Genomic DNA, 10,622 nt, shown 5'->3' on the forward strand with positions numbered 1-10,622 from the left:
AGGAAACACTCCACACAATGATTGGGTGATCGCCCAGGCGCGGTCGCGCCCGGGTTCCAGCGGCAGTCGTCAAAAGGAAAGGTCAGGCGGGCGCGAGCCAGCGCTCTGCCAGCGCGCCCCAGTAGGCGGCGCCGGTCAGCAGGATGTCGTCGTTGAAGTCGTAGGCCGGGTTGTGCACCATCGGCCGCGATACGCCATTGCCGATGAACAGGTAGGCGCCCGGGCAGCGTTGCAGCATCCAGGCGAAGTCTTCGCTGCCCATCAGCTTGCGGGTGTTGCCATCTACTGCCTCGGCACCGAGCAACTCCACCCCCACCTGCCGGGCGAAGGCGTTTTCCGCAGCGTGGTTGACCAACACCGGATAGGCCGGGCGGTGTTCGATGGTGGCGCGGCAGCCAAAGCTCTCGGCCTGGCCGACGATAATGTCCCGTACCCGCTCCAGGGTCTGCGCCCGTACCTCGGCGTTCAGCGCGCGCAGGCTCAGGCGCAGCAGCGCCTGCTGCGGGATCACGTTGGCCGCTTCGCCGGCCTGCAAGGCGCCGACGGTGACCACGGCCGCCTCCTGCGCATCGATATTGCGCGCCACCACGGTTTGCAGGGCCATCACCACACTGGCCGCCGCCACCAGCGGGTCGACAGTCAGGTGCGGCATCGAGCCATGGCCGCCAACCCCGTCCAGGGTCACCGTGAGCAGGTCTTGCGAAGCCATCATCGGCCCCTCGCGAAAGCCCAGGTGCCCGGCCGGCAGCCCGGGCATGTTGTGCATGCCGAACAGTGCATCGCAAGGGAAGCGCTCCAGCAAACCTTCGGCCAGCATCGCCTCGGCGCCACCCTGGCCCTCCTCGGCCGGCTGGAAGATCAGCGTCAGCGTCCCGTCGAACTGCCGGGTCGCCGCCAGGTAGCGCGCGGCGCCGAGCAGCATGGTGGTATGCCCGTCATGGCCGCAGGCGTGCATGCAGCCTTGGTGCTGGCTGCTGTAGGCGGCGCCGGTGGCCTCGTGTATGGGCAGCGCGTCCATGTCGGCGCGCAGGCCCAGGCGGCGTGGGCTGCTGCCATTGCGCAGTACGCCGACCACGCCGGTCTTGCCGATACCGGTGTGCACCTCATAGCCCCACGTTTCGAGCAGTTGGGCAACCAGTGCCGAAGTGCGGCTTTCTTCGAAACCCAGTTCCGGGTGAGCGTGGATATCGTGACGGATTGCGTGCAGGTCGCTGGCCACATCGTTCAGCCAGGCCAGGATGTGCTGATGTCGGGACATGTAGAGCCTCCTCGCGCGGGTGGTTTCCCGTTCTTGTTGTTCGCCTTGAGGTCACGACGGGTGAGGCAGGTCGTGCTTGGCTGACAGATAAGCGCGAGTGACGGGGGAGCACAATTGAATGTGGTTCCGCTGGGTGGAACTAGTGCAGGGTTTGGAAGCTCCAGTGCTGTGAGATCGAGCACCAAAAAACCCAAGCCATACCCTGGCGACCCCACAGCGCTTTACTGCTACCTTCATCACCGACCCCAGCCAAGGACCGCCCCATGCCCTCACGCCATACGCCCCCAGCCGGCTTCGTCCGCGTCCGTGGCGCCCGCGAGCACAACCTCAAGAACATCGACGTCGATATTCCTCGTGACGCACTGGTGGTGTTCACCGGCGTGTCCGGCTCGGGCAAGTCCTCGCTGGCCTTCTCCACCCTCTACGCCGAAGCCCAGCGGCGCTACTTCGAATCGGTCGCGCCCTATGCCCGGCGCCTGATCGACCAGGTCGGGGTGCCGGATGTCGACACCATCGAAGGCCTGCCCCCGGCGGTGGCCCTGCAGCAGCAACGCGGCACGCCGAGTGCACGTTCCTCGGTGGGCAGCGTGACCACCCTCTCCAGTTCCATTCGCATGCTCTACTCCCGCGCCGGCCACTACCCGGCCGGCCAGGCGATGCTGTATGCCGAGGATTTCTCGCCCAACACGCCGCAGGGCGCCTGCCCGGAATGCCATGGCATGGGCCGGGTCTACGAAGTGAACGAAGCGACCATGGTCCCCGACCCGTCGCTGACCATCCGCGAGCGCGCCGTGGCGGCGTGGCCGATGGCCTGGCAGGGGCAGAACCTGCGCGACATCCTGGTGACGCTAGGCTACGACGTCGATACTCCCTGGCGCGACCTGCCGCAGGCGCAGCGCGACTGGATCCTGTTCACCGAAGAAACACCCACCGCGCCGGTGTACGCCGGGCTGACCCCGGCGCAGACCCGCACCGCCCTCAAGCGCAAGCAGGAGCCCAGCTACCAGGGCACGTTCATGGGTGCCCGGCGTTACGTGCTGCACACCTTCATGCACTCGCAAAGCGCACAGATGCGCAAGCGCGTTGCCCAGTTCATGCGCCCAAGCCCGTGCCCGCTGTGCCAGGGCAAGCGCCTGAAGCGCGAGGCCCTGGGGGTGACCTTCGCCGGGCTGGATATCGCCGAGCTATCACATCTGTCGCTGCAGGCGCTGGCCGAGGTATTGCGCAAGGTGGCGGCAGCAGACTACCTGGCACAACAGCAGGACGACCTGACCCTGGAAAAGCGCCTGGCTGCCCAACGCATCGCCAACGAGCTGCTCGAACGCATCGACACCCTGCTGGACCTGGGCCTGGGCTACCTGGCCTTGGAGCGCAGCACCCCGACCCTGTCCTCCGGCGAGCTGCAGCGCCTGCGCCTGGCCACCCAACTGAACTCGCAACTGTTCGGCGTGATCTACGTGCTCGACGAACCTTCGGCCGGTTTGCACCCGGCCGACAGCGAAGCCCTGTTCGAGGCGCTGCAGCGCCTGAAGCATGCTGGCAATTCGGTCTATGTGGTGGAACACGACCTGGACACCATGCGCCGCGCCGACTGGCTGGTGGATGTAGGGCCTGCCGCTGGCGAGCATGGTGGCACCATCCTCTACAGCGGGCCGCCCGAGGGCCTGGCCCAGGTCGAGCAGTCGAGCACCCGGGCCTACCTGTTCAGTGCCCCGGCCCAGACCACGCGCACGCCACGCCAGGCCCACGACTGGCTGAAGCTCGAAGGCATCAGCCGCAACAACCTGAACAACCTGAGTGCCGAATTCCCGCTGGGCTGCTTTACCGCCGTTACCGGCATTTCCGGTTCGGGCAAGTCGAGCCTGGTCAGCCAGGCGCTGCTGGACCTGGTGGGTGCACACCTGGGCCATGCCGCACAGCGCAACGAGCCCGAAGAACAGAGCCTGGAAGATGAGCCAGAACAGGCCAGCGGCGGGCATGTGAGCGCTGGCCTTGGCAGCATCAGGCGCCTGGTGCAGGTCGACCAGAAGCCGATCGGCCGAACACCACGCTCCAACCTGGCCACCTACACCGGCCTGTTCGACCATGTGCGCAAGCTGTTCGCCGCCACCGAACAGGCCAAGGCACAAGGCTTCGATGCCGGGCGTTTCTCCTTCAACGTTGCCAAGGGGCGCTGCGAGAACTGCGAGGGCGAAGGCTTCGTCAGTGTCGAGTTGCTGTTCATGCCCAGCGTCTATGCGCCCTGCCCGACCTGCCATGGCGCCCGCTACAACCCGGCAACCCTGGCGGTGACCTGGCAAGGCATGAACATTGCGCAGGTGCTGCAGTTGACGGTCGACCAGGCCCTGAAGGTGTTCGCCGAACAGCCAGCGGCGCGGCGCTGCCTGCAGGTACTGCAAGACATCGGCCTGGGCTATCTGCGTCTGGGCCAGCCGGCCACCGAACTGTCCGGCGGCGAGGCGCAGCGCATCAAGCTGGCCACCGAGCTGCAGCGCATGGCCCGCGGGGCAACACTGTATGTACTGGACGAGCCTACCAACGGGTTGCACCCGCAGGACATCGACCGGCTGCTGGTGCAGCTCAACCGCCTGGTCGATGGCGGGCACAGCGTGGTGGTGGTCGAGCATGACATGCGAGTGGTCGCGCAGAGCGACTGGGTGATCGACATCGGGCCTGGGGCCGGGGATGCCGGGGGCCAGGTGGTGGTCAGCGGGACGCCGCAGGTGGTGGCCGGGTGTGCGGAAAGCCGCACTGCGGAGTTTCTGGCGAAGGCCTTGTAGCGCCTGCACTGGCCCCTTCGCGGGTAAACCCGCTCCCACAGGTATTGCACAGCTGCAAGATCAGTGGTGAACCTCTGGCAACCACAGGTACCGCACAGCCTGCAAGATCTGTGGTGACGCTGTGGGAGCGGGTTTACCCGCGAAGAGGCCGGTGCGGGCTGTAAATTGTTTTTTTGCAATGGCCGCTGAAGTACAGTCTGCCCCATGGACAAATACGCCCCACGCCAGTGGCTTCCCCACGAAAAACCCAGCCTGCCGGGCTCCCCCTCCACGCCCCTGCACACGCCCGCCAAACGCCTGGCCTACGGCGTGGTCGGGCTGCTGGTGGCTATCACCGGTGGCCTGGGCAACGCGCTGGTCACCGCCAACCTTGTGTTCCTGCAAGGTGCGTTGGGCGCAACCACGGCGGAGATGGCCTGGCTGCCGGCCGCCTACGTAATGACCAATGTGTCCATCAACCTGCTGCTGGTGAAGTTTCGCCAGCAGTTCGGCCTGCGCGCGTTCACCGAGGTGTTCCTGGTGCTCTATGCCCTGGTCACCTTCGCCCACCTGCTGGTCAACGACCTCAACTCGGCCATCGCCGTACGGGCGGCCCACGGCATGGTCGGCGCCGCGCTCAGCTCGCTGGGGCTGTACTACATGATCCAGGCGTTCCCGGCGCAATGGCGGCTGAAGGCGATGGTGCTTGGCCTGGGCGCCTCGCAACTGGCGTTGCCGCTGGCGCGGATCTTCTCCGAAGACCTGCTGCAGATCGCCGAATGGCGCGGCCTGTACCTGTTCGAACTGGGCCTGGCGCTGGCCGCGTTGGGCTGCGTGCTGCTGCTCAAGCTGCCCCCCGGTGACCGCTTCAAGACCTTCGAGCCGCTGGACTTCCTCACCTTCTCGCTGATGGCCAGCGGCACTGCACTGCTTTGCGCCGTGCTGTCACTCGGGCGTATCGACTGGTGGCTGGAGGCGCCCTGGATCGGCATGGCCCTGGCGGCCTCGATCGGGCTGATCTTCAGCGGCCTGGCCATCGAGCACAACCGCCAGAACCCGTTGCTGATGACCCGCTGGCTGGGTAGCGGCGCGATCATTCGCCTGGCCCTGTGCGTGGTGCTGATCCGCATGGTCACCTCGGAGCAGTCCACCGGGGCGGTCGGCTTCCTGCAGGCGCTTAACCTGGGCAGCGAGCAGATGCGTACGCTGTACGCGGTCATGCTGCTGGGCGCGGTGGCCGGCCTGGCCAGCAGTGCCCTCACCATCAACCCCAATCATCTGGTGATTCCGCTGTTGATCTCGCTGCTGGCCATGGCCACAGGCGCCTTCATGGACAGCAGTTCGAGCAACCTCACCCGCCCGGCGCAGATGTACCTCAGCCAGTTCCTGCTGGCGTTCGGCAGCACCTTCTTCCTCGGCCCGTCCATGGCCCTTGGCATCAGCCATGTGCGCGCCAACCCGCGCAACCTGGTGAGTTTCTCGGTGCTGTTCGGCATCTGCAACAACCTCGGCGGCCTGATTGGCGCGGCGCTGCTGGGCACCTTCCAGACCTGGCGGGAAAAATTCCATTCCAGTCACCTGATGGACCGCCTCAGCTACCTGGAACCGTTGGTCACGGCCCGCGTGCAAAGTGGCGGTGCCGGCTACGGCGGCATCATTGCCGACCCAGCCCTGCGCAGCGAAGCCGGCATGCGCCTGCTGGCCAGTGCCGCCACCCGCGAGGCGAATATCATGGCCTACAACGATGTGTTCGTACTGATCGGCAGCATCGCTATCCTGACCATGGTCTGGATCTGCATCCGCAGCACCTGGCTCTGGCACACCAGACGCCGGGCCGTTTCCCCTGAATCCAACCCCGGCGCGCCCACCCGATGACCGACGACACCCGCACCACGACCACCACTGCCATCGCCGAAACCCCGGAAGGCGCCACGCCGCCCAGCGAGCCGACCAGCCCGGTGCGCTCGCGGCGGGTGCGTATCCTGTCGTCGATCAGCTTCGCCTGCGTAGCCCTGGCCGGCATCCTGCTGGTGCTGTATGCCTGGCGCCTGCCGCCATTCGGCAGTGCCATCGAAAGCACCGAAAACGCCCTGGTGCGCGGCCAGGTGACCATCATCGGGCCGCAGCTGAGCGGCTATATTGTCGATGTGCCGGTGCATGACTTCCAGTTCGTCAAGGCCGGCGACCTGCTGGTGCAACTGGACGACCGCATCTACAAGCAACGCCTGGCCCAGGCCATCGCACAACTGCAGCAACAACAGGCGGCCCTGGCCAACAACCTGCAACAGCGTAAAAGTGCCGAAGCCACCATTGCCCAGCGCCAGGCCGCCATTGGCGATGCCACTGCCCAGGCAGCCAAGGCCAGGGCCGACTTCAGCCGCAACCAGGCGCTGGTCAGCGATGGCTCGGTGTCGCGCCGCGACCTGGACCTGGCCCGAGCCAGCGAAGCCGCAGCGGTCGCCAGCCTGGCCCAGGCCAAGGCGGCGCTGGAAATCGCCCGCCAGGACCGCGAAACCGTGGTGGTCAACCGGGCCGCGCTGGAGGCCTCGGTGGAAAACGCCAAGGCCGCCGTGGAGCTGGCCCGCATCGACCTCGACAACACCCGCGTCACCGCCCCGCGCGACGGCCAGCTGGGGCAGATCGGCACGCGCCTTGGGGCCTATGTCAATTCTGGCGCGCAGTTGATGGCGCTGGTGCCCGACACCCTGTGGGTGATCGCCAACATGAAGGAAACCCAGATGGCGAATGTGCGCATTGGCCAACCGGCAAGTTTCACCGTGGATGCGCTGAACCACCTGAAGCTGCATGGGCACGTGCAGCAGATCTCGCCGGCCACCGGCTCGGAGTTCGCCTTGCTGCAGGCGGACAACGCCACCGGCAACTTCGTCAAGATTGCCCAGCGCATACCGGTGCGGATCACCGTGGATGCCGGGCAGCCAGAGGCCAAGCACTTGCGGCCAGGGATGTCGGTGGTGGTCAGTATCGATACGCACAGCCAGGATTGATGTTGTTGCCACTGGCCTCTTCGCGGGTAAACCCGCTCTCACAGGTTCAGCACAGGTCTTGAAAGCTGTGCATGCCTGTGAGAGCGGGTTTACCCGCGAAGAGGCCAGCGAAGCACATGCAGAGATGCCGTCTTGCCATGATTGCGCCGCTCTAGCCCGTAGGTTCTAATCGCGCACGACCCCGTTTGCCTTTGCCACTCAAGGAAGTGTCACCATGTACAGGAAGATCGTGCCGCTGGCGCTGTTGGCAACCCTGGCCGGTTGCTCGAACAGCGAGGACATCAGCGAGGCCAGTTTCCAGAAGGCCGCCCAGGCCTACCTCGATACCCAGTACCCGCACTGCTTCGTCATCAGTTCATTCCCCACCAGAACCCAGGACTTCGACGTCCATGGCACCAACAAGGCGTTGCATGCCCTGGCCCAGGTAGGTGTGGTCAGCGAAAAGGAGATCTCGCGTACCGAAGTGCCCGCCCGCCTGTGGCAAGCGGCACGCACGGACATCTATTACGCCTATGACCTCACCGACGAAGGCCGAAAGTATTACAAGGCAGATAACGGGCTGTGCTTCGGCAAGGCTCAGGTCACCGCGATCGAGCAGTTCAGTGAGCCGAGCGAGGTGACCGGGCAGAAGATGTCGAATGTGACCTATGCCTACAAGATCACCGGGTTACCGGCGTGGGCGGCCAATGAACAAGTGAAGGCCAGCATTGCCGAACTGGGCAAGGCGGTGGCCAGCAATGACGCGCCGCTCAAGGAAACCCGAGCGATGGTGCTGACCAGCCAGGGGTGGCGGTTGCAGGAGAAATAGCCGTTTGCTTTACCGGCCACTTCGCGGGTAAACCCGCTCCCACAGGCCCACCATAAGCCTCGAGACCTGTGCTGTACCTGTGGGAGCGGGTTTACCCGCGAAAGGGCCGGTACAGGCTTACATCCACCAGGCGAGCACCACCGGCAACCAGGCAAACGACAGCACCGTGGAACACATCACCAGGTTCGCCACTTGCTCCGGCTCGCGGTTGGCGCGCACCGCCATCAGGTAGTTGAACACCGCCACCGGCATCGCCGACTGCACCACCAGCACCGCACGCTCCAGGCTGGCCATGCCCAGCGCCGCCCCCACCGCCCAGCCCACGGCAGCCCCCAGGCCAATGCGCAAACCGCCCAGCAGCATGCCGCTGCCCACATGGCGCAGGCGAATGCTGGCCAGCGACACGCCCAGTGTCAGCAACATCAGCGGGATGGTCATGCCGCCCAGCAGGTCTGCCGTATTGGCCAGCCAGCGCGGCAACTCGAAATCGAGAAAGATGATCGGCATGGCGCCGGCGAGGCTGATCACGATGGGGTTGCGCAGCAATGCCTTGAACGAAGCCGCAGTACCGGAAATGGCCATGCCGAGGGTGAACTGCACGATCGACAGGGTCAGGAAGAACGCCACCGCCAGGGCCAGGCCGTGCTCGCCAAAGGCATACAGGCTGATTGGCAGGCCCATGTTGCCGGTGTTGGGGAACATGAACGCCGGCAGCAGCACACGCCAGTGCTGGCCCGAGGCGCGGCATACCAGCAAGCCGGCCAGGGCCATGCCCAGGGTGCACAGCAGGCAGGCCATGGCCATGCTGGTGAAGGCGGTCGGGTCCAGTTCGGTGCGGCTGAGCGTGGACAGCACCAGCGACGGGGTACCGACAGTCATCACCACCCGGGCGATGAATTCGGTGGGGTAGTCCAGGCCCTTGCGGGCCCAGGCATAGCCAATGCCGGCGACGATGAAAACCGGGGCCAGGACGGCGAACAGCGAAGCGAACATGGGGGCCTTCCTTGGGGGTGGGCCCCGCATTATGCCGCAGACTGCGGCGTCTCGTCGCACACCCAGGCCCCTTGGGCAAAACCGCGCAAGCCCGTAGAATCGCGCTTCCTTTTCGCCCGTCGCCTTGAACGGTGGCAACCGGCAGCGTCGCATCCAGCCCAGGCACATCCGTGCAGCCCCTCGGCCCCGTTCGGGTCGAGCCGGCGTGCGCGTCCGAAAAGGCGCTCATTCCGCTCATCCAACTAGAGGTACATATGTCTCCGCGTTTGCTGGCCATGGCGCTGGCGCCCCTGCTCGGGCTGTTCATCATTGCCTTGGGCAACGGCTTCATGTCTTCCCTTACCACCCTGCGCCTGGGCGCTGCCGGCGAGTCAGCCACCACCATCGGTGTGGTCTCCTCGACCTACTTCATCGGCCTGACCCTGGGTGCCATCTTCAACGACCGGCTGATCCTGCGCATCGGCCATATCCGCGCCTACACCAGCTTCGCCTCGCTGATCGCCGTGACCATCCTGCTGCAAGGCCTGTTCTACGACGTCACCTGGTGGTCGGTGCTGCGCCTGATCAACGGCTGGGCGGCGGTGGGCGTGTTCCTGGTGATCGAAAGCTGGCTGCTGCTGGCCGGTGACGCCAAGATCCGCGGCCGCCTGCTGGCGCTGTACATGATCGCCTTCTATGGCGCCGGGGTCATCGCCCAGGCCGGCCTTGGCGAAATCACCCACATGGGTGACACCGCACCGTTCATGCTGGCCGGCGTGCTCGCCGCCCTGTCGGTACTGCCCATCGTGATCCTGCCACGGGTGTCACCGCTGCTGGATCAGGTCGAACCGCTCAAGCCGCGCCAGTTGCTGGGCGTTGCGCCATCAGGCCTGGTCGGCTGCTTCGGTTCGGGTGTGGCCATTGCCGGCATCTACGCCCTGTTGCCGCTGTACCTGCAGCGCATCGGCCTGGATGTGGGTGAGGTCGGCAACATGATGGCCTGGGTGATTCTGGGTGCCATGCTGCTGCAATACCCGGTCGGGCGCTGGTCCGACCGCAAGGACCGCCAGGATGTGCTGATCGCCCTGGCCGCGCTGTGCGTGCTTCTGTCGCTGGTCACGGTGTTCCTGCCGTCGGACTCGATCCTGCTGCCGGCGATGCTGTTCCTGCTGGGCGGTGGCGTGTTCACCCTGTACCCGGTGGCGGTCAGCCATGCTGCCGATCGGGCACCATCGGATGCACTGGTGCCAATGATCCAGGGCCTGCTGCTGATCAACTCGCTGGGTTCGGCCATGGCGCCGGTGGCGATTTCGCCGATGATGACCGAGTTTGGCGAGGCCGGGTTGTTCTGGGCCTTTGCCGTGGTCAATCTGGCCATGGTGTGCTTCTTCATGTGGCGCCGTGGCAAGCGCCCGGCGGCAGAACACCCGGCGCCGTTCACCGCTTCGACCACCTTCTCGCCGACTGGTGCCGAGCTGCGTGTGACCGAAGACCTGATGCATGCGGCGCAGGAGCACCCGCCGCTGGAGCCGCTGGAGGCTGCTGCGCCAGTGCAGGCGCAGCGTTCAGAATCGCATTGACTCCGGGGGCTGCCTTGCAGCCCTTTCCGACCGGTCCGGCGCCCCGGCAAGGCCGCTCCCACAGCGCCCCCACCATCTGAAGAAATGCACCGTGCCTGTGGGAGCGGGCGCGCCCGCGAACACCGGCGCAGCCGGTGTCTACCGCGTCGCCTGCTTCGCGGGCATGCCCGCTCCCACAGAGCTCCCCCATCAGCTGAAGGAATGCGCCGTATCTGTGGGAGCGGCTTTAGCCGCGAACAC

At 65.8% G+C, this 10,622-nt stretch carries 7 protein-coding genes; 5 read left to right on the forward strand and 2 right to left on the reverse strand.

What is annotated here, in order from left to right:
* Nucleotides 1-82 precede the first annotated feature (82 nt).
* Complete coding sequence (locus tag J5M58_RS08860) at nucleotides 83-1,258, reverse strand: M20 aminoacylase family protein (RefSeq protein ID WP_207877900.1); 1,176 nt, start codon at nucleotides 1,256-1,258, stop codon at nucleotides 83-85.
* Between the two features lie 263 nt (nucleotides 1,259-1,521).
* Between J5M58_RS08860 and J5M58_RS08865 the strand changes: the two genes are divergently transcribed.
* The 4 genes from J5M58_RS08865 (at nucleotide 1,522) to J5M58_RS08880 (ending at nucleotide 7,830) form a co-directional block, all read left to right on the forward strand.
* The gene (locus J5M58_RS08865) at nucleotides 1,522-4,038 is read left to right on the forward strand and encodes an excinuclease ABC subunit UvrA (RefSeq protein ID WP_207877902.1); all 2,517 of its coding nucleotides are present in this window, start codon (nucleotides 1,522-1,524) and stop codon (nucleotides 4,036-4,038) included.
* 204 nt (nucleotides 4,039-4,242) lie between these two features.
* Nucleotides 4,243-5,892, forward strand: a complete 1,650-nt coding sequence (locus J5M58_RS08870; RefSeq protein WP_112253351.1) for an MFS transporter — start codon at nucleotides 4,243-4,245, stop codon at nucleotides 5,890-5,892.
* On the forward strand, nucleotides 5,889-7,022 hold the full coding sequence (locus J5M58_RS08875; RefSeq protein WP_112253350.1) for an HlyD family secretion protein: 1,134 nt from the start codon (nucleotides 5,889-5,891) through the stop codon (nucleotides 7,020-7,022). Before J5M58_RS08870 ends, J5M58_RS08875 begins: the two co-directional genes overlap by 4 nt.
* 214 nt (nucleotides 7,023-7,236) lie before the next feature.
* Nucleotides 7,237-7,830 carry a hypothetical protein gene (locus J5M58_RS08880; RefSeq protein ID WP_112253349.1) on the forward strand — a complete coding sequence of 198 codons (594 nt, stop codon included), beginning with the start codon at nucleotides 7,237-7,239 and terminating at the stop codon, nucleotides 7,828-7,830.
* A 117-nt stretch (nucleotides 7,831-7,947) separates the two neighbouring features.
* Here J5M58_RS08880 and J5M58_RS08885 read toward each other — a convergent pair whose 3' ends face one another.
* On the reverse strand, nucleotides 7,948-8,823 hold the full coding sequence (locus tag J5M58_RS08885) for an AEC family transporter (RefSeq protein WP_112252441.1): 876 nt from the start codon (nucleotides 8,821-8,823) through the stop codon (nucleotides 7,948-7,950).
* Nucleotides 8,824-9,077: 254 nt separating this feature from the next.
* Here J5M58_RS08885 and J5M58_RS08890 point away from each other — a divergent pair, with 254 nt between their 5' ends.
* On the forward strand, nucleotides 9,078-10,382 hold the full coding sequence (locus J5M58_RS08890; RefSeq protein WP_112252442.1) for an MFS transporter: 1,305 nt from the start codon (nucleotides 9,078-9,080) through the stop codon (nucleotides 10,380-10,382).
* Nucleotides 10,383-10,622 lie beyond the last annotated feature (240 nt).

The organism is Pseudomonas sp. 32_A, from assembly GCF_017490905.1.
GTDB classification, from domain to species: Bacteria; Pseudomonadota; Gammaproteobacteria; order Pseudomonadales; family Pseudomonadaceae; genus Aquipseudomonas; species Aquipseudomonas inefficax.

Coding starts and splice junctions, on each gene's coding strand:
- J5M58_RS08860 (WP_207877900.1), bottom strand. CDS start 1,258: ATGTCCCGACATCAGCACATCCTGGCCTGGCTGAACGATGTGGCCAGC.
- J5M58_RS08865 (WP_207877902.1), top strand. CDS start 1,522: ATGCCCTCACGCCATACGCCCCCAGCCGGCTTCGTCCGCGTCCGTGGC.
- J5M58_RS08870 (WP_112253351.1), top strand. CDS start 4,243: ATGGACAAATACGCCCCACGCCAGTGGCTTCCCCACGAAAAACCCAGC.
- J5M58_RS08875 (WP_112253350.1), top strand. CDS start 5,889: ATGACCGACGACACCCGCACCACGACCACCACTGCCATCGCCGAAACC.
- J5M58_RS08880 (WP_112253349.1), top strand. CDS start 7,237: ATGTACAGGAAGATCGTGCCGCTGGCGCTGTTGGCAACCCTGGCCGGT.
- J5M58_RS08885 (WP_112252441.1), bottom strand. CDS start 8,823: ATGTTCGCTTCGCTGTTCGCCGTCCTGGCCCCGGTTTTCATCGTCGCC.
- J5M58_RS08890 (WP_112252442.1), top strand. CDS start 9,078: ATGTCTCCGCGTTTGCTGGCCATGGCGCTGGCGCCCCTGCTCGGGCTG.